Genomic DNA, 18,110 nt, shown 5'->3' on the forward strand with positions numbered 1-18,110 from the left:
ACGTGACCGGACATCACTCTCCCGAGCAGACCGGGAGCCAGGAATCACACAAGTCATTCGGCGAATCCCGCTGGCCGATGGCCGCGGCGGTCATCGCTGCGATGGTGCTGACCGTGCTGCTCCCCGACAGCCTGCGCATGGCACCTCGCTGGGTATTCCCCGTTGTCGAGGGGCTGCTCCTGCTGGCGCTGATCGCGGGCGACCCGGGTCGCATCGACCGGCGTTCCGCCTTCCTGCGCGCCGTCTCCATCACCCTGGTCGGAGCCCTTGCGCTCAGTGCCGTCTGGTCGACCGCCCACTTGGTCGACGACCTCATTCACGGGGGGCCGGAGACCGCATCCGCCTCAAGCCTGCTGCAGGCCGGGGGCACGGTGTGGGTGGGCACCGTCCTGGCCTTCTCGCTGCTGTACTACGAGCTCGACGGCGGCGGGGCCGCCGTCCGTGCCCACCAGATGCCTCCCACCCCGGCACTCGCTTTCCCCCAGCACTTCAACCCAGCACTGGCTGCGGCCGACTGGCGCCCCCGCTTCATCGACTACCTCTACCTCGGACTCACCAACGCGACCGCCTTCAGCCCGACCGACGTCATGCCACTGGCCCCGTGGGCCAAGATCGTCATGAGCGTCCAGGCCCTCCTCTCCCTTCTGATTCTCGGGCTGGTGATCGCCCGCGCCGTGAACGTCCTCGCCTGACAACCTGCTGGGAGTTGTCGTCAAGGTGTCACGCCCGCATCAGGAGCGATGACGTGGCCGGGCCGCACGCGTGGCCGGCCCGGCCCGTCGCGGGGAACCCGTATGGCCTCCATCACGGCGGTGAACTGGGTGCAGTCGTTGCTGTTCCTGCCCGTCAGCACGAAGGAGAGCGGTCGGCCCGAGCCGTCGCGGGCCACGTGAACCTTGCCGGTCAGCCCGCGCCGGGACCGACCGAGAGCGACCACCCGTTTGATCACCTCTCCAGCTGTCGCAGGACCCAGAGCGCCCGAAGGTGGTATCCGGTACGGGCCGACGACCTGCCCGCCGCCGGGTCGGTGCGGTCGGCCAGACGGGGTACTTCGGTAGCGCCAGCGACCGCGGTGCCCCACGGCGTTTCTGCGGCTCGATAGCTTCCTTCCCAAGTGTCTCGGGCGTGGGTGCCCATGCGCGGCCGATGTGATGGCCCGTTGACGACAGCCCCGAAGCGAGGAGAGCGGCATGTCACGGCCTGTCATCGTGGGAGTGGACGGCTCCGAGGGAAGTGTGGCGGCATTGGACCGGGCCGCCGAGGAGATCGAGGACGGCCCCCCACAGCGTGCTGTTGGCTGCCGCGGTGGAGGTGGATTTCCGTGCATACAGGGCACGCCCGTTCACTCGGCGCCACAAAGCAGCCGGGGACGCCGACATGGCGTCGGCGCTCTCACACGCGGTACGCCCGTTCCGTGACAAGTTTCCGGCGGTGGAAGTGTCCGAGGTCTCCGCTCCGGGGCGGGCAGTCGAGCACCTCGTCGAAGCCGCTTACGACGCGCGTCTCGTGGACGTCGGCCGGCGCAGCGCGGCCAAGGGATCCCACGTCGGTTCGGTCGCTCACGCCCTCGTTCACCACGCCTCCTGCCCCGTGGCCGTCGTTCCGCACACCTGACGGACCGAGGACCGGAGCTCGGCAAGGCATCCGCCCCGCTCACGCGGCTGCGGCCACAGGGACGTGCAGCATGCAACAAGTCGTCCCTGGCCGGACCTCCACCGGAAGCCCCTCCGTCCGGATCAGAGGAAGGAACCCGCTGTGACCGACGACGAGATTCTTCTCGGACTCGCCTTGACGGTGGTGCTCGCCACCGGCTCGCAGATCCTGGCCAGCAAACTGCGCGTCCCCGCCCTGATCATCCTGCTTCCCGTCGGATTCGCCGCCGGCGCCGTGACGGACGTCGTCCACCCGGACAGACTGCTGGGGCCGGACTTCTCGAACCTGGTGTCGCTGTCGGTCGCGGTGATCCTCTACGACGCCGGTCTGGGACTCGACCTGCGCAAGCTCGCCCACCACACGCGGGGGATCGTGGGCAGGCTGCTGGTGTACGGCGTGCTGCTCACCTTCCTCGTCACAGGGGCGGTGGCGCCGGCGATGTTCGACATGCCGCTGCGCGTGGCAGCGATGCTCGGCATGATCCTCGTCGTCTCGGGGCCCACGGTCGTGGGGCCGATCCTCGACTCCGTGCGGCCGAGCGACAAGGTGCGGCGCATCCTGATCTGGGAGGGGACGCTTACCGACCCGATCGGGGCGATCCTCGGAGCCCTCACCTTCCACGCGGTCGCCTCCTCGCACCATATCGACATCGGCCGGGGCTACCAGCTGGGCCAGTTCTTCATCAGTCTTGCCTTCGGGCTGGTGGGTGGGGCCGTGGGGACCGCGCTGCTGTGGTTCACGTTGCGCACGCTGCGACTCGGCGAGACCCTGGGCACGCTGGCACAACTCGCCGTCGTCATTGGTGTATCGGCGGGCTGCGACGTCTTGCGGGACGACACGGGGCTCATCGCCGCGATCCTGGTGGGACTCGCCGCGGCCAACATCCGCGGCTTCGACATGCCCTCGCGCCGGCCCTTCTTCGAGACTCTGGTCCAGCTGATCATCGGACTGCTGTTCATCTCCATCTCCTCCACCGTCACCCCGGCGTCCCTCGTGCCGGTGCTCCTCCCCGCGCTCGGCCTGATCGCGATTCTCGTCCTGGTGGTCCGACCGCTCGTGGCCTTCGGCGCCGCGGCGCACACGGATCTTTCACGGGGGGAGCGCGCCTTCGTCGGGTGGATGGACCCACGCGGCATCGTCGCGGCGGCGACGGCGTCGGCCTTCTCCGCCGGCCTGGTCGAGCGCGGGGTGGCCGGGGCGGCGAAGGTCCTGCCGGTCACGTTCCTGGTGATCGTGGGCACCGTTCTGCTGTACGCCCTGACGGCGGGGCCGATGGCCAGACGGCTGGGCGTCGTCAAGGAGGAGGGCAGGCGCGTCCTCCTGGTGGGCGGCGCGCCGTGGGTCGTCGACCTGGGAAGGACTCTGCGCTCCGCCGGCCTCGACGTGCTGATGTGGGCCGGACTCGACGAGGAGCGGGAACGAATCAAGGGAGCGGGCCTCGAACTGGCCACAGGCGACCTGCTGGCCACGGCCATCAACCCCGGGGCGCGTGTGGAGGGCGTGACCGCGGTATTCCTGGCCACCAACGACGACGACTTCAACGCGCTCGCGTCGATCGTGATGCAGGACAACGTCGAAGGGCCCGTCTACCGGGTCGGGCCGCCGCACGACAGCCACGGCGTGGTGGCTCCGTACACCGGCGGCGACATCCTCTTCGGCCGCTCCCTCGTCCGGCACGTCCTCGCGGAGCGCTACGGGCGGGGAGCCCGGTTCGTGGTGCAGCCGGCCACCGGCCCGCTGCCGCCGGAGTACGACGCCCTCTTCGTGGTGCGGGCCGACCACCGGCTGGATCCCGTCACGGAGAGGGAACCGGCCACCCCGCAGACGGGTGACACGGTCGTCCTCCTCGGTCCCGTCCCGACGGCCGCCGGAGAGTGAGACCCGTGCCGTGGCTCGACGCCTTTGACCTGACCTCGCCTGGCTTGGTGGGGCGACGGCGACCGGTCGTTCGATTGCCCGGAGCGGCCGCAGCCGCTGGATGACCGCTCGCGGGCCCTGTGGCGAGACCCTTCACCGTCTGCCCTTCCCCGCGCCCCGGAGCATCGCGTCCAAGGTGATCGCCGCATCGATCAGAGCCAGATGGGTGAAGGCCTGCGGGAAGTTGCCCAGCTGCCGGCCCGTCAGGTCGATCTCCTCGGAGTACAGGCCCAGGTGGTTGGCGTAGGTGAGCATCTTCTCCAGCACCAGTCTGGCCATGTCGGTACGTCCGGCCCGGGCCAGGGCGTCGACGTACATGAACGTGCACAGGGAGAAGGTTCCCTCGGAGCCGCGCAGCCCGTCGGGTGACGCCTCGGGGTTGTAGCGGTAGACGAGGCTGTCGCTGACCAGCTCGCGTTCCATCGCGTCCAGGGTGGACTTCCACATGGGGTCGTCCGGCGTGATGAAGCCGACCGTCGGCATGCGCAGCAGCGAAGAGTCGAGCACGTCGTCACCGTAGTGCTGTACGAAGGCCTGCTTCTTCGGGTCCCAGCCCTGCCTGAACACCTGTGTGTAGATGCCGTCGCGGGTGTCCGCCCAGCGGCCACCGGCTGCCGGACGGCCATCGTCGTAGGACATGCGCAGGGCGCGGTCGAAGGCCACCCAGGACATTACGCGGCCGTACGTGAAGTCCTTCCGGCCGCCCCGGGTCTCCCACAATCCTTCCCCGGGCTGGTCCCAGTGGTCGACCAGCCAGTCGAGCAGCGTGTGCAGGGCCTTCCAGCCCCCGTGGTCGAGGTGCAGGCCGTGCTGGTGCGCGAAGTAGATGCTGTCGAGCGCCTCACCGTAGATGTCGAGTTGCAGCTGGGTCGCTGCTCCGTTCCCGATGCGGACCGGGGCGGAGCCGCGGTACCCCTCCCAATGGTCCAGGGTCTCCTCCACCATGTCGGAGGAGCCGTCGACCCGGTACATGATGTTCAGTGGCCCGGAGCCGTTTCCCTGTCCTCCGGCCTCCTGCTTCACCCGGTCGTGCAGCCAGTTGATGAACGCCGAGGTCTCTTCCGTGAAACCGAGGCCCAGCAGGGCGTACACCGAGAACGACGCGTCACGGATCCAGGTGAACCGGTAGTCCCAGTTGCGCTCTCCCCCCAGCTGCTCGGGCAGCCCCGCCGTGGGGGCGGCCACCAGGGCGCCGGTCGGCGCGTAGGTCATGAGCTTCAGCGTGATGGCGGAACGTTCCACCGACTCCCGCCAGCGGCCGGAGTACGTTGACTGACTCAGCCAGGAGCGCCAGAAACGGACCGTCTCGTGGAAGAGCTGCTCGAACTCCTCCACCCGGACCTCGTGCGGCGGGCCTCCGGGGAAGGATTCCATGATCAGTCCGCGTTGCTGCCCCGCCCTCAGACTCAGGGAGAAGCGCAGGTCGTTCTCGCCCGACAGGATGCTCAGCAACCGCTCGTCCTGCGGCTCGCGGACCGCATGGACGGCAAGGTTCAGGTCCGGCGAACTGAACAGGGCGCCGTGCTCCAGGATGTGCAGCTCGTGCGGCTTGCGGCCGTAGTCGAAGCGCGGAGCGATCTCCCCTTCGAACGTCATGCTGCCGCGGACACAGCGCAGCATGCGGACGAGACGGTGCCGGTCGGTGGCGGTCGTTCCGGTCACCGGCATGAAGTCGACGACCTCCCCCGCCCCGGCCTCGGTCATGAATCGGGTCACCAGAACGGCGGTGTCCGGATGGTAGAGCTGTTTGGTCGTGTAGGTCTCCGCAGCCGGCCGCACAGTGAAGTGGCCGCCCTTGCTCCGGTCGAGCAGGGAGCCGAAGACGCTCGGTGAATCGAACCGCGGGCAACAGAACCAGTCGATGGTCGCCTCGGTCGTCACGAGCGCCGCGGTCTGCAGATCACCGATCAGACCGTGGTCCTCGATCAGGGGATAGTCGTCCATCATGGACCCCTTTCCAACCGGTCGACCGCGGCCGGGCCGCCTTCACTCCCCGGATAGGTGTGGACCCCACGGCACTCGTTCAGATTAGGCCGACGGCGTCGGTCCGTCCTGGCGAGGGAGTGGCGCGGGGCGACGGCAGACTGCCACTGCGCAGGGCCGGGAATCGCCCTACCGTGAGGGAGAGGCGATCCGTCCGAGGGAGCGAGACGTTCCGTCGCGCCTTACGAGCACCTGACTCCTCCCGCGAAGGGGCGTGGCATGGGTGTCATGACGTCCTGGGCAGCCAGGTTCAGGTTGCGGCAATACGTCAAGTCCAGCCTGTGGATCGTGCCGACGCTCGGTCTCGTCTTCGGCGTCCTTCTCGCCGAAATCGCGATTGCCGCCGATGGCGAGGACTGGCCGCCGAGCGGCTGGCGCTACTCCTCGACGACGGCGAGCGGCGTGCTCACCGCCATCGTGGGGGCGATGGTGGCGCTGCTCGGATTCGTCGTCACCATCGGCGTGCTCGTCGTGCAGCAGGCCACGGGCACCCTTTCTCCCCGGTACATGCGCCTCTGGTACCGGGACCGGCTGCAGAAGGCGGTTCTGGCGACCTTCACCGCCACGTTCACGTTCGCCTTCTCCCTCCTGCGCAGCATCGAATCCGCATCGGTCCCCGACCTCGGGGTCACCCTGGCCGGCGCGGCCGTGGCCGTCAGCCTCGTGCTCCTGCTCATCTACCTCAACCGGTTCACCCACAGTCTCCGACCCGTGGCCATCGCGGAGCTGGTCACGAGCATGGGAGGGGCCGTGTTCACCAGCGGCGCGGCGGCGATCCGGGGCGCCGCGCCGCGTGAAGAGGGAGCCGAGCCGTCCGACGGTCCGGTGATGCGCGTGCGTACCGTACGGGGAGGCGCCATCCAGGGGTTCAATGTGACCGGGCTGGTTGCGGAGGCAGCGCGCCACGAGTGCGTTTTCGTCGTGACCCGGCTGATCGGAGACTTCGTACCGCCCGGCGGCGTGCTCGTCGAGGTCCACGGAGGCACGTCCAGACCCGACCCGGAACGGGTGACCCGTCTTGTCGCCCTGGGGGTCGAGCGCACCATCGAACAAGACCCCGCCTTCGCACTGCGGATCCTCGTCGACATCGCCATCAGGGCTCTGTCCCCGGCCGTGAACGACCCGACGACCGCCGTGCAGGTGGTCAACTACATCGAGTGGTTCCTGCACACGGTCGGAAAGACGCGCCTACCCGGGCGCTACGTTCTGGCCGATCGCGACGGGGACGCCCGGCTCGTGCTCCCTGGCCGGGACTGGGAGGACTACCTCCAGCTCGCCGTCTGCGAGATCCGTGACTACGGGCAGTCGTCCGTCCAGATTTGCCGAAGGATCCGCGCCGTGCTCGAGGGCCTCCTCGACGTCCTGCCCCCGCAGCGGCACCCCTCGGTGCATGCAGAGCTGGGCCTGCTGCAGGAGTCGGTCGAACGGGAGTTCACCGACCCGGCCCGCCGGGCCATCGCCCAGCAGGCCGATTCGCAGGGCATCGGCGGACAGCACTCGTCCTGACGCCTTGCACGTTCTGCGGTCCCCCTCCAGGAGGACAGCTCAGTGCAGTGACTGCCACGGCCTCAGCGCCGACACGTTCGCCAAGACCGCGCCGAAGGTGCGTTGGCACCGCCACCAACAGCCCTCGCGCCATCTTCCGCGACCTGGTCAGGCACGGACGTTCAGTGCCGGGAAGCGCCGGACTCGTCCAATTCGAGCTGGGGACGGCCTGTGACGATCAGCCAGGCAGGCAGGGAGGCCAGGCAGAGCAGAGGAAGTAGCGCGGGCTGGGGGGCGAGGATGGCGGCGGTGAAGAGGCTCACCCAGCCCTGCCGGGTGGTCGCGAGCAGCACGCCGAGCACACCTGCGGAGACGGCGACGGCCGGGGGGATCTCGGACACGAGCGCCTGGGCGAACATGCCGAAGGCGACGCCGACGAACACGGCGGGGAAGATCCGGCCGCCCCGGAAGCCGCACGAGGTGGCGATCACCAGGGCGACGAGCTTGACCACGGTCATCTTCGCCAGATCGCCGGAGGACCAGCCGCCGATATGCGAGGCGAGGTCCTTGATCTGGTCCAGGCCCTTGAAGAGCGTCAGAGGCCCGCCGAGCGCGCCCAGAAGGCCGAGGATCAGACCGCCGAGGGGCAGCATCAGCATCGGGTGACGCAGCCGCCGGAAGGCGCCGTGGACGTAAGGAAAGGCGTAGCAGGAGAGGAGGCCGAACAGGGCCGCGGCGGTGGCCACGACCATCGCGGCGAGCAGGTCGCCCCATGCGGGGTCGGTCACCTGAGGCAACGACAGGTCGAACGTGAAGTCCGTGAGCAGCGAGGTGGTCATCGCCCCGGCCCCGGCGGCGACCAGCGGGGCGAAGAGCCTGTCCCACAGCGAGCCCCGGCCGGCCGGACGGTTGGTGAGGGCCTCGGAGACGACCAGGGCCGCGGCCACCGGGGTGCCGAAGAGGGCGCCGATGGTGGCGGAGGTGGCGAGCATGGCCCACAGCGCGCCGGGCACGGTCGGGGCCACCTTGCGGCCGAGCCAGTAGGCGAGCGCGACGTTGGCCGCGATGATGGGATTCTCCGGGCCGAGGCTGACACCGCCAGCCAGCGCGAGCGTGCTCGCCAACAACAGACCGGGCACGACCGCCGGAGACAGAGGGGAACCTTCGAGCCCGGTGGAAGCCGGATCGGGGCCCGCATGCCCCGGAACCTTCCACACGACAAGTCCCACCGCGACACCGGTCACGGTCAGCACGACGATCATCCAGAGCGAGGAGTAGCCGCCGATGCCCAGCGCGTCCGGAAGGGCGTCCCACACCACGTCCTTGAGCTGCTCGGAGAGCTCGCTGATCCCGAGGTAGAGCAAGCTCGCCGCCACGCCGATCACGAGCGCGGGAAGAATCTGCGGCAGCAGCACTCGGAGCGGGGTCTCGGGGACGCCGGGCGGTGGGCCGGATGACGGGGTATCAGTGACCACCTGAACAGCATATGCACCGAAATGTCTTCGAGGAGCAATCACCGCCGCCACGCCCAAGACCCGGACGCCCGCCCGATGCCGCCGTGGGCGCAGGCCACCCACGACAGCGAACAGCCATAAATGCGGCGGCGGACACCAAGTGTTGCTGGCGGGCGCGGCGGTTGCCGTCCGGGCGACGCCGGCGAGGTCTGCCGCCCGCCCGGTGGGGGTGCGGGGTGGTGCCGAGCCATGCGCATCACGGCAACCGCCCCACGCCGCGCCGGCTGAGCGGGCGCCTTGCACCCGCGGACGGCTGCGACCGTCCGTGCCGGCGGCGCTTGAATCGTGGTTCCGGATGCACTCAGTGGGGTCCGTGCTCTGGGGCCGGGCCGGTTCTCGCCGATCCGTCCAAGGAGTTGAGGTAGCTGGATAGCTGACCGGCGGCGTACAGCTGGGCAATTCCGCGGGACGTGAGGTCGCGCCGCCACCCTTCCAGGGTCTTGGCCAGCGCATCGAGGCTGCCGGCGTCGCGGAGTTCTCCGAGGACGGTGGCGATGGTGCCCAGGGGCTGGCCGCCCCGGCGCAGCAGGTGCGCCAGTTCGGCGTCGCGCACGTCCTGCGCGAGGTACTGGCGGTGCCCGCGCGGGTCACGGGGTGGGGTGGGACTCCAGCGCGTTCCCAGGCGCGCAGGGTGGCGGGGTTGAGCGCGAGGCGGCCGGCGAGTTCACCGATGGTGTACGGCGCCCGCGCGCTGGCCGCTGCGTCCGGAGTGGAGACTCCGAGATGTGAGAGCGCTGCTTCGACGGTCTGTAGCGTGTTGCGGTCGCGCGCCAGGAGCGCGTGCCCGTCGTCGACGTACTCCAGTGCCTGGTCGAGCCGGCCGCCGGTGACGGCATGCATGATGCGTCGGCTCGTCGAGTAGCCGAAGGCAGGGACGAGCGCCAGGTAGGCCGCGAGGCCGGCGGCATGAGTGGCGGTGTAGTCCCGGTACCCCGTCCGGCTGCGGTGGGCCGGCGGGATGATGCCGGCGTCCTCGTAGTTGCGGACCGCCTGCGGGGAGAGGCCATGGCGGCGGGCCAGGTCCACGGGCCGCATGTGACCTCCGTTTGAGGGTTCCCTCGCAGGTGAGGGGAGACTTCGTCGGAAAGTCTCCACCGGGTGTTCAAGGATACGATTCAGGCTCATGACACAGAGCACGCACACCGTGTCCGGAGACTTCGATCTGACGATGGACGAGCTGCGCGTCGTGGCGCGTTACGTGGTCGGGCACGCAGAGGACGTCCTGCCGGTCTTCGAGCAGGCCGTTCCCGATGATCCGCGCCCCCGGGCGGCGATCGACGCGGCCTGGGCGTTCATCAACGGTGCCCCCAGGACGAAACTGCAACGCGTCACTTCCCGCGACGCTCACCGAGCCGCCCGGTCCGCACCCTCCGAAGCCGCCCGACTGGCCGCGCGATGCGCCGGTGACGCCGCATCGGCCGCGTACCTGCACCCCATCGCCCAGGCTGGCCAGGTCGGACACATCCTGCGGGGCTGCGCGAGCGCTGCGCGCATCGGGGAGATGGAGGCGGGCGGAGATCCCGCGATCGGGGACGCCCTGCTGGAACGCTCGCGGCAGCGTGCGACAACGGTGCTCATCGATGTGCTCTCCCGCTACCCGCCGGCGACAGGCGGCAGCAGTCGTGTCGCCCGGCTGATGTGCATTCTGGATCATTCCCTGCGCCAGGCGGCTGACCGGCCGGCAGGGCACACCGCAGCGAGCGGGGCCGTGCGCAGGAGGGAATGCACGTCATGATCCTCCCGAAGGTCCGCGACCCCCGCTTCGTGACGATCCGCCGTGGTGGGACTCTCACTGATGCGGATCACCGTCTCCTCGCCCTATGGGCTGCCGCCTGTGCCGAGCACGTCCTCGGCCTCTTCGAGTCGGCGCAGCCTGGGGACCCGCGACCGCGTGAGGCGATCGAGCATGTGCGGGCCTGGGTGCGTGGCGAGGTCAGGATGATGCAGGCTCGCGCGGCGGGCGGCCATGCGATGGGGGCAGCCAGAGACCTGCGTGGGGCAGCACGGCATGCCGCCTACGCCGCCGGACAGGCCGGGGCCGTCGCCCACGTCGCCGCGCACGAGCTCGGCGCGGCCGCCTACGCGATCAAGGCCGCACGTGCAGCGGCACCGGAAGGCGAGAGCGAGACCGCAGGACGACTCGAGTGCCAGTGGCAGCGCAATCAGCTCCCGGAGGCGATCCGCGAGCTCGTACTCGATGACCAGCGGCTACGCAACGTCATCTGCTGGTCGGTGTTCGACTGCTGAAGCCGAACCGTGCAGGCGGCGGCCTCGTTGAAGACGCGAGGGGGTGGTCCGCAAGGGACACCCGGCACTGAGGACTACGGCAGCGGCGGCTGATCAGCAGCCGAGGAGTACGGACAGCAGCCGCGCCGTGGTCACCTTCGCATCCTCACCTTGTCCGGGACTGCGGGTCATCAGCAGGTGGTGGGTCGTGCCGACGAGCGCGAGCGCGATGGTCTCGGCGTCGGCGCCTGCGGGTAGCCGGCCCTCGCGCTGCTCCGCCTGCAGGTAGACGGTGAAGGCGTGCTGGATCGCATCGAACGCGGGCGCGCCGGACCGGAAGCCCTCACGGGTGTGCAGCGCGGCTGCCGGGCGGGTCATCGCCAGTCCCACCAGGGCGGGAGGCAGCGAGTCCAAGAGGGCGAGGACGACCTCCTGGAGGTTGTCGGCAACGCCGGCCTGTCCCACCTTGGCCTGCAGCGCCTCGGCTTGGCGGGCGCTGCGGGCGAACCGGTCAAGGAGCAGCTCGGCGACGAACTCGTCCAGGCCGGCGAAGTGCGTGTGCAGCACGCCTTTGGAACAGGCCGCCTCCGCGGTGATCGCGCGGCTGGTCAGGGCCGCGGCGCCGTCGCGGACCACCACCCGCTCCGCGGCGGCGAACAGCCGCTCGCGCAAATCCGGAATCGCCACTCCACGAGGTGACACAACAGCCCCTTTCCCTCGGCCCATTGCAAGTATGGGCACACGCCCATACTGTTTGGGCACTTGCCCATATTAGGGCCGGGGCGCCGTGCCGCGCCCCGGCGGGAGGGAGTTCGCCATGGGTCACTTCGCCAACACCGCGCAGGCTGAGGCGTGGAACGGATACGAGGGCGCACAGTGGGCGCGCAGCCAGGAGCGGTGGGACGCCGTCAACGACGGCTTCAACCAGCCCCTCCTGGACGCCGCGGACATCTCCGCAACCGACTCCGTCCTGGACGTCGGCTGCGGGGCCGGCCGCACCACCCGCCTCGCCGCCCGGCGCGCCGGGCTCGGGCGGGCGCTCGGACTGGACCTGTCGGCTCCGATGCTGGACAAGGCCCGCGAGAGCGCCCTGCGCGAAGGGGTGGCGAACGTAGCCTTCGTACAGGGCGACGCCCAGGTCCACCCATTGCAGGCCGAGGGGTTTGATGCGGTCATCAGCCGCTACGGCATGACCTTCTTCACCGATCCCGGCGCAGCGTTCACCAGCCTCCACCACGCGCTGCGCCCCGGCGGCCGGCTGGCGTTCATCTGCGCAGCCGAGGCCGAGGCCAACGAGTGGCTCGAGGCGCTGGCCTCGCTCGAGGGCATCCTGCCGCTCGGCGCCTTCGGGAAGCCCGGCGGTCCCGGCATGTTCTCGCTCACCGATCCCGACCGCATCCACGACCTGCTCGGCGCCGCCGGGTTCGCCAACGTCGACGTGCAGCGCATCGAGGTCCCGGGGAAGTGGGGCGTTGACGCGGCGGATGCCGCGGCGTTCCTGCTGGACTCCGGCCCGGGACGCCACCTGCTCGACCAGGTGACCCCGCCCGGGCAAGTGGAGGCGCGCCAGGCGCTGACGGCCACCCTGCAGCGCCATGAGACGAACGGCGCGGTGTGGCTGCGGAGCAGTTCCTGGCTGGTCACCGCCGTACGCGACGGGGCCGCGCGGAACTGACCGCAGCCCGCCCGGCCGCAGGCCGATCAGGACGGGGCGCGGCGGCCGCCGTGCGCGCCGTGTTCACGGCCCGTCAGATCCCCGGCATCCCATGGCACGCGTTCGCTTCTCCGGACTCGGCACGCCGCCGCGTCCGGGGAAGCGGAATGTTCCGTTTTTGGTCGCTGGGCGAACATCGCTCCTCTCTCTCCGGACAACAACTGGTCAAATACTTGTTGCAGACCTGTCAATCAGGCGCTCTCTCCTGGCAATCTCAACGGCCTGAACCCCCCACGGCAATTGAAGGAGCAGGAGTGACCCTCCCCATGTCCTCGTCCCGCACCGCCCCCAGCCGCACCCGAGTGCTGCGCGCCGCCGCCGTCGTCGCCTCCGCGGCCATGGTCGCGATCTCCGTCCAGAGCGGCTCCGCCAACGCGTCGGCCGAACGGGAGGCGGGAGCCACCGCGCTCGCCCTGACGGCCGACGCGCGCGCCCAGGCGATCACCACGGCCCAGAACGCGGCGGCGGACACCGCGCGCGCCATCGGCCTGGCCGACGAGGAGCGCCTCGTGGCCCGCGATGTGATCAAGGACGCCGACGGTACGGTGCACACCCGGTACGAGCGCACGTACGCGGGAATGCCGGTGCTCGGCGGCGATCTGGTGGTCCACCAGAAGAAGGACGGCAGCCGCAAGACCACCAAGGGCCTCGAGGGGCGAATAGCCCCGGCAGCCGCCCGCACCTCCCTGAAGGCAGCACCCGCCGGTGCCCGCCAGGTGGTCTGGGCCGCGAGCGGCAACCCGGTCTTCGCCTACGAGGCCGTCGTCACCGGCAACCAGCACGACGGTACCCCCAGCGAGCGCCACGTCATCACCGACGCCGCCACCGGCGCGGAGCTGTACTCGTACGAGGCCATCGAATCCGGCACCGGTACCAGCGAGTACTCCGGCACCGTCACGCTCGGCACCACCCAGAGCGGGTCGGCATACAGCCTGACCGACGGTGGCCGCGGCGGCCACAAGACCTACGATCTGAACGGTGCCACGTCTACCGCCACGGGCAGCCTGTTCACCGACGCGGACGACAACTGGGGCGACGGATCTCCGTCGAACCGTCAGACGGCCGCTGTGGACGCCCACTACGGCGCGGGCGTGACCTGGGACTTCTACAAGTCCGAACTCGGCCGCAACGGCATCGCCGGGGACGGCAAGGCCGCCTACTCCCGCGTCCACTACGGCAATGCCTACGTCAACGCCTTCTGGTCCGACAGCTGCTTCTGCATGACGTACGGCGACGGCGCCAACAACCAGAAGCCGCTCACCTCCCTGGACGTCGCCGGCCACGAGATGAGCCACGGCCTGACCGCCGCCACGGCCAAGCTGAACTACAGCCGCGAATCGGGGGGGCTCAACGAGGCCACGAGCGACATCTTCGGCACCTCGGTTGAGTTCTTCGCCAACAACTCCGCGGATGTCGGTGACTACCTGATCGGCGAGAAGATCGACATCCGCGGCAACGGGACGCCGCTGCGCTACATGGACCAGCCCAGCAAGGACGGGGCCTCGGCCGACTACTGGTCCAAGAACGTGGGCCGGCTCGACGTGCACAACTCCTCGGGCGTGGCCAACCACTTCTTCTACCTGCTCTCCGAGGGCAGCGGTGCGAAGACGGTCAACGGTGTCTCCTACAACTCGCCCACGTACGACGGCTCGACGGTCAGCGGGATCGGTCGGACCAAGGCCTACAAGATCTGGTACAAGGCGCTCTCGACCTACATGACGTCGACCACCAACTACGCCGGGGCGCGGACCGCCACCCTGCAGGCGACGGCAGACCTGTACGGCTCGACGGGCACCGAGTACCAGCAGGTCGCAGCCGCCTGGAAGGCCGTCAACGTCAACTGACGGACTGAACGGCATACCTCGGCCCCCACCAGCACCTGCGGCAGCAGCCCGAGCCGGCGGTTGCTGCCGCGCTCCGCGCCTACGCCGCCAAGACGGGCGAGGAAGCCGACCGGCTCGCCACTGTCCTCGAGTACAACGCTGCCGCACCCATGACCGAAACCTGGTCCGGGGCGCCGCTGCTCGTGCCCTGCTGTCGGTCCTCCTGGACGCCGTCTCGGTGTCCAGGAGGTCGGGGCGCCGGCTCGTACCCGCTGATCCTGCGCCGGCGGTTGCCTATACAGGTTCTGCTTGGAGCGGGCTCAGGTCGATCGCGTCCGACAGCGACAGCGGCGCCCGCCCTCCCAGCCCGGCGGGTACTGCGGGAGCCGGTCCCCGGTCCGGTCAGTGGAACACGACAGCGCGACCGGTGGCGATGCTCGTGCGGCACGCCTGGTACAGCTGGTGCCAGGCGGACCTCTCCATGTGGAAGAGGTCGTCGGATGCGGTGTCCAGGCGGGCGCTCTCCTCGTCTGAGAGGTGCCGGTCCCGGTCGAGCCGGACTCCGATGGCGGAAGCGAAGCCGCACAGTTCGGTGAGCAGCTGCTGACTGGAACCGACCATCCCGCCGCCCTCCACCTGCTTCTCCGCCGGCAGGAAGAGTGGATCGTCGAAGTCGACCGGCACGTAGAAGCCCGCGCTGTCCGAGTGGCACAGCAGGTGGGAGCTCATCATCGTTGACTCGTCGAAGACCTTGTCCTCGTCGCGTTGGTACTGCTCAGCGCTGGTGGCTGATGCGGGCGTGACGGTCTCGCCCCGGGCCGCCAGTACGAAGACGCGGCGCAGGTGGTGCAGGTGGCTGGTGGGGAAACTCACGAAATGCAGACGTGACGGCTCGTCCAACGCCGGCTCCTGCCAGACGATTCCCTCATCGGCCAAGGCCTGGCCGAGCAGGTCGAAACTCTGCTGCCAGCGTACGAGCGCCTCGTGCTCCCCGACGCCGGCCATGTTCTGGAGCATGCCAACTGAAATATGAAGTCCCATGACCGGCAGGCTAGACGCCGGATCTGACAGTCAGGCCGGCAACCGTCGAGCGGCGGTCTCGGCGACCGTTTCTCGCGCCGCTTCGGCGACGAGCGGTGTGCCGGGTGAGAAAGGCCAGAGGATGACGGCCAATTCACCCGGTGGGTGGAGCAGTTCGCTGCTGAAACGATTCCGGGGGTGCGCCGGCCGTCGGGCTGCGCCGGCGTCGGGCGCAGGTGCCGCGGCTGTGTCAGATCGCGCGCAAAACCGGGTGGGTCAGCGCCGCAGGGCGTAGTGCGGGTGAGGAACGATCACGCCATCCACCGCGGTGACCGGCTTCACGGCGGGGGTTCCGATCGAGACGAGTGCAGCACCGCGCGTGTCGGGCGGCGGCTGCTGCTCCAGGACCTCACCGGCCCCCTCGGGGGGCTTCGAGCCGGCCCACGAGCTCCTCGACGAACACCTCCAGGTGGGGCGGGAGTTCGCCGGTCCGGGTGGCGCAGAACCAGGTGCGGGTCAGGGGCTTCGCGCCGATCTGCACCAGGGCAAGGCCGTGCGAGGCCACGTACGGGGCGGCCACCCAGTTGGGCAGAACCGTCACGCCCTGGCCGCCCGCCACCATCTCGACGACCAGGTCGGTCACCACGGGCATCGTGGTGATCCGGCCGGGCCGGGCCCCGGCGGGGATCGGCAGCGGCAACGACGGGATGCGCTTCTGGTCGTAGAAGTCGTAAAGGACCAGGTCGGCCCCGTCGAAGTCGCGTGCGGTCAGGTGCTTGCGACCGGCCCAGGCGTGCCCGGCGGGCACCACGGCCACCATCTCGTCGTCGAAGAGCCGGGTCAGCGACACCCGGTCGATCTGCACGTCGGGTTTGGTGACGAGCGCCACATCGACCAGGTCGGCGAGGAGCGCCGGGACCGGCGCGTCGTCGGCGACGGTCTCGATGCGCACGTCGATGCCCGGCTCGCGCTCACGGAAGGCGCGCAACACGGGCGGCAGCCACGGGAAGGTGGTGCTGCACTGCGCGGTGAAGCGGACACGCCGGTCGCGGCCGTCGCGGATCTCCCGCAGGTCGCGGGTGGCCGACTCCAGTTCACCGAGGACGTGCCGGGCGGCTACGAGCAGCCGGCGGCCCGCGGCGTTCGGCACCAGCCGGCGGCCCTCGCGGTCGAACACGGGCATGCCGAGGCGGGCTTCCAGCCGGGTCAGCCGCTGACTGAGGGCCGGCTGGCTGACGTAGAGCCGCTCGGCGGCGGCGGTCAGCGAGCCGGCTTCGGCGGTGGCGTCGAGGAGCTCCAGGTCACGCAGGTCCACATCCATAACGCTGGATTATCACATGCTCCAAACTCCGTCGTGGTGTTATGGGTTGAGAGCCCATAGCTTCGTGGTGTCAGCCGGACGAACCGATCCGACGATCCAGATCCACCTCCGAAAGGCATTCACCATGACCACTGCTCTCATCACCGGATCCTCCAGCGGCATCGGCCTGGACATCGCCCGGACCTTCCTGGCGAGCGGCGCGAACGTCGTCCTGAACGGCCGGGACGCCGACCGCCTCGCCAAGGCCGCCGCCGGCCTCGGCCATCCGGAGCGGACCGCGTGGGCCGCGGGCAGCATCGCCGACCGGGAGACCGGCGAGGCCCTCGTCCGTACGGCGCTGGAGCGCTTCGGCCGTATCGACGTGCTGGTCAACAACGCGGGGACCTTCGCTTCCAAGCCCTTCACCGAGGTCACGGAGGCCGAACTCGACGGCTTCCTGACGGGCAACCTCAAGGGCACCTACCTCACCACCCAGGCCGTGGTGCGGGCGCTGCGCGCACAGGGCGAGGGCGGCAGCATCGTCAACATCGGCACCGTCCTGGTGGACCACGGACTGGCCGGCTTCCCGGCCAGCGCACCGGTGGTCAGCAAGGCCGGTGTGCACGGGCTGACCACGAGCCTCGCTGCGGAGCTGGCGGCCGACGGCATCCGCGTCAACCTCGTAGCACCCGGCATCATCCGCACCCCGCTGCACGAGGGATCGGACGTGGACTCCTTCGGCGGGCTCGCCCTCCTCGACCGGGTCGGCGAGGCCTCGGAAATCGCCGAGGCCGTGCTGTACCTGGCGAGCGCGGGCTTCGTCACGGGCCACGCGTTGCGGGTGGACGGCGGCCACGTCACCGGCCGGGCCGCCTGAGCCGCCGCCGGGGCCGTACGTCAACGTCAAGATCACCGGCGAAGGCGCGACCACCGCCCAGAAGGCCGAGATCATCGCCGGGATCACCGACCTCCTGGTCAGGGGTCCTCGGCAAGGCCCCGGCCCTCACGTTCGTCCTGATCGACGAAGTGGCCCTGGGGGACTGGGGCATCGCCGGCTCCCGACGGACAAACAGCACGACGCCAACAGGGAGCAGGGCTCGCCGGTTCACACGGCCGTCCGTGCCGGTGCCGCGGCGGCACCGGCAGCGGATGGCCGTGCGGCGGCCTGGACCGGCGGCCACCACGTGGTCGGCCGCCAACCGCCGTGTACGGCCGGCCACGAACACGCACTGGCAACGGCACCGTTGCATCGTGACGGCCGACGGACGCCGACTGCGGCCGCTGCCCCGGGAGAACGCCTTCGCCGACGCGGCCGTGGACGCTCCCAGTACATTCTCGCGCCGTGCAGCGCCCCCGAGCCGCAGGCCTCGGTCGGCCTGCCGGCCGCCCCGGGAGCGGATGACGGGCCTGCCCCCCAGACTGCAGTTGTAGCCCGTGATCGCCGACGATCGACTCGCCAGGTCAGGGCCTGAGCG

General features: G+C 70.0%; 15 protein-coding genes and 2 pseudogenes. 10 read left to right on the top strand and 7 right to left on the bottom strand.

All coding sequences use genetic code 11. The annotated features are described in order from the left end of the window. The first annotated feature begins 2 nt into the window (after positions 1-2). From IF09_RS0126980 to IF09_RS0126995, 3 genes are all read left to right on the top strand, one after another. A complete protein-coding gene (locus IF09_RS0126980; RefSeq protein ID WP_030299843.1) occupies positions 3-692 on the top strand; it encodes a hypothetical protein in 690 nt (229 codons plus the stop codon). 619 nt (positions 693-1,311) lie between these two features. Further along, the gene (locus IF09_RS42020; protein ID WP_267882182.1) at positions 1,312-1,614 is read left to right on the top strand and encodes a universal stress protein; all 303 of its coding nucleotides are present in this window, start codon (positions 1,312-1,314) and stop codon (positions 1,612-1,614) included. Between the two features lie 141 nt (positions 1,615-1,755). Then, positions 1,756-3,531: a cation:proton antiporter gene (locus IF09_RS0126995; protein ID WP_030299844.1), complete on the top strand. Its 1,776-nt coding sequence runs from the start codon at positions 1,756-1,758 to the stop codon at positions 3,529-3,531. Positions 3,532-3,663: 132 nt separating this feature from the next. Here IF09_RS0126995 and IF09_RS0127000 read toward each other — a convergent pair whose 3' ends face one another. After that, positions 3,664-5,514 (bottom strand): glycoside hydrolase family 15 protein, encoded by a 1,851-nt coding sequence (locus tag IF09_RS0127000; RefSeq protein WP_030299845.1) that lies wholly within the window; start codon positions 5,512-5,514, stop codon positions 3,664-3,666. Between the two features lie 258 nt (positions 5,515-5,772). On the opposite strand from IF09_RS0127000, the gene IF09_RS0127005 reads away from it, so the two are divergent. Further along, on the top strand, positions 5,773-7,059 hold the full coding sequence (locus tag IF09_RS0127005; protein ID WP_078613483.1) for a DUF2254 domain-containing protein: 1,287 nt from the start codon (positions 5,773-5,775) through the stop codon (positions 7,057-7,059). Between the two features lie 161 nt (positions 7,060-7,220). On the opposite strand, the gene IF09_RS0127010 is transcribed toward IF09_RS0127005, so the two are convergent. The 3 genes and pseudogenes from IF09_RS0127010 to IF09_RS48320 form a co-directional block, all read right to left on the bottom strand. Then, entirely contained in the window at positions 7,221-8,513 is a 1,293-nt protein-coding gene (locus IF09_RS0127010; protein ID WP_030299847.1) for an ion channel protein, read from the bottom strand. A 340-nt stretch (positions 8,514-8,853) separates the two neighbouring features. Beyond that, positions 8,854-9,105 carry a hypothetical protein gene (locus IF09_RS48315; protein ID WP_324606869.1) on the bottom strand — a complete coding sequence of 84 codons (252 nt, stop codon included), beginning with the start codon at positions 9,103-9,105 and terminating at the stop codon, positions 8,854-8,856. Between the two features lie 362 nt (positions 9,106-9,467). Beyond that, positions 9,468-9,677, bottom strand: a pseudogene (locus IF09_RS48320) (MerR family DNA-binding transcriptional regulator); the annotation flags it as partial. 43 nt (positions 9,678-9,720) lie between these two features. On the opposite strand from IF09_RS48320, the gene IF09_RS0127020 reads away from it, so the two are divergent. Both IF09_RS0127020 and IF09_RS0127025 read left to right on the top strand, forming a co-directional pair. Next, a complete protein-coding gene (locus IF09_RS0127020; protein WP_037636119.1) occupies positions 9,721-10,287 on the top strand; it encodes a putative immunity protein in 567 nt (188 codons plus the stop codon). Then, positions 10,284-10,799 (top strand): putative immunity protein, encoded by a 516-nt coding sequence (locus IF09_RS0127025; protein WP_030299849.1) that lies wholly within the window; start codon positions 10,284-10,286, stop codon positions 10,797-10,799. The genes IF09_RS0127020 and IF09_RS0127025 overlap by 4 nt, the downstream gene beginning before the upstream one ends. Positions 10,800-10,892: 93 nt before the next feature. Here IF09_RS0127025 and IF09_RS0127030 read toward each other — a convergent pair whose 3' ends face one another. Further along, positions 10,893-11,480, bottom strand: coding sequence for a TetR family transcriptional regulator (locus tag IF09_RS0127030; protein WP_030299850.1), 588 nt, complete (start codon positions 11,478-11,480; stop codon positions 10,893-10,895). 115 nt (positions 11,481-11,595) lie between these two features. Here IF09_RS0127030 and IF09_RS0127035 point away from each other — a divergent pair, with 115 nt between their 5' ends. Further along, positions 11,596-12,453, top strand: coding sequence for a class I SAM-dependent methyltransferase (locus IF09_RS0127035; RefSeq protein WP_030299851.1), 858 nt, complete (start codon positions 11,596-11,598; stop codon positions 12,451-12,453). 305 nt (positions 12,454-12,758) lie between these two features. Continuing rightward, complete coding sequence (locus tag IF09_RS0127040; RefSeq protein ID WP_030299852.1) at positions 12,759-14,336, top strand: M4 family metallopeptidase; 1,578 nt, start codon at positions 12,759-12,761, stop codon at positions 14,334-14,336. Between the two features lie 381 nt (positions 14,337-14,717). Here IF09_RS0127040 and IF09_RS42025 read toward each other — a convergent pair whose 3' ends face one another. Together IF09_RS42025 and IF09_RS0127050 are read right to left on the bottom strand one after the other, a co-directional pair. Beyond that, the gene (locus IF09_RS42025) at positions 14,718-15,332 is read right to left on the bottom strand and encodes a hypothetical protein (protein WP_051832957.1); all 615 of its coding nucleotides are present in this window, start codon (positions 15,330-15,332) and stop codon (positions 14,718-14,720) included. Positions 15,333-15,744: 412 nt separating this feature from the next. Continuing rightward, positions 15,745-16,656 (bottom strand): LysR family transcriptional regulator, encoded by a 912-nt coding sequence (locus tag IF09_RS0127050; RefSeq protein ID WP_030299854.1) that lies wholly within the window; start codon positions 16,654-16,656, stop codon positions 15,745-15,747. A 124-nt stretch (positions 16,657-16,780) separates the two neighbouring features. On the opposite strand from IF09_RS0127050, the gene IF09_RS0127055 reads away from it, so the two are divergent. Together IF09_RS0127055 and IF09_RS48590 are read left to right on the top strand one after the other, a co-directional pair. After that, positions 16,781-17,512 (top strand): SDR family NAD(P)-dependent oxidoreductase, encoded by a 732-nt coding sequence (locus IF09_RS0127055; protein WP_030299855.1) that lies wholly within the window; start codon positions 16,781-16,783, stop codon positions 17,510-17,512. Positions 17,513-17,537: 25 nt separating this feature from the next. Then, a pseudogene (locus tag IF09_RS48590) lies at positions 17,538-18,107 on the top strand (tautomerase family protein); the annotation flags it as partial. Positions 18,108-18,110: the final 3 nt, after the last annotated feature.

Source organism: Streptomyces katrae (genome assembly GCF_000717655.1).
GTDB classification, from domain to species: domain Bacteria; phylum Actinomycetota; class Actinomycetes; order Streptomycetales; family Streptomycetaceae; genus Streptomyces; species Streptomyces katrae_B.

Excerpts from the sequence above, each read along its gene's own strand:
- IF09_RS0127025 (WP_030299849.1), top strand. The coding sequence starts at position 10,284 with ATGATCCTCCCGAAGGTCCGCGACCCCCGCTTCGTGACGATCCGCCGT.
- IF09_RS0127040 (WP_030299852.1), top strand. The coding sequence starts at position 12,759 with ATGTCCTCGTCCCGCACCGCCCCCAGCCGCACCCGAGTGCTGCGCGCC.
- IF09_RS0127050 (WP_030299854.1), bottom strand. The coding sequence starts at position 16,656 with ATGGATGTGGACCTGCGTGACCTGGAGCTCCTCGACGCCACCGCCGAA.
- IF09_RS0127035 (WP_030299851.1), top strand. The coding sequence starts at position 11,596 with ATGGGTCACTTCGCCAACACCGCGCAGGCTGAGGCGTGGAACGGATAC.
- IF09_RS0127020 (WP_037636119.1), top strand. The coding sequence starts at position 9,721 with ATGGACGAGCTGCGCGTCGTGGCGCGTTACGTGGTCGGGCACGCAGAG.
- IF09_RS0127055 (WP_030299855.1), top strand. The coding sequence starts at position 16,781 with ATGACCACTGCTCTCATCACCGGATCCTCCAGCGGCATCGGCCTGGAC.
- IF09_RS0127000 (WP_030299845.1), bottom strand. The coding sequence starts at position 5,514 with ATGGACGACTATCCCCTGATCGAGGACCACGGTCTGATCGGTGATCTG.
- IF09_RS0127005 (WP_078613483.1), top strand. The coding sequence starts at position 5,773 with ATGGGTGTCATGACGTCCTGGGCAGCCAGGTTCAGGTTGCGGCAATAC.
- IF09_RS42025 (WP_051832957.1), bottom strand. The coding sequence starts at position 15,332 with ATGCTCCAGAACATGGCCGGCGTCGGGGAGCACGAGGCGCTCGTACGC.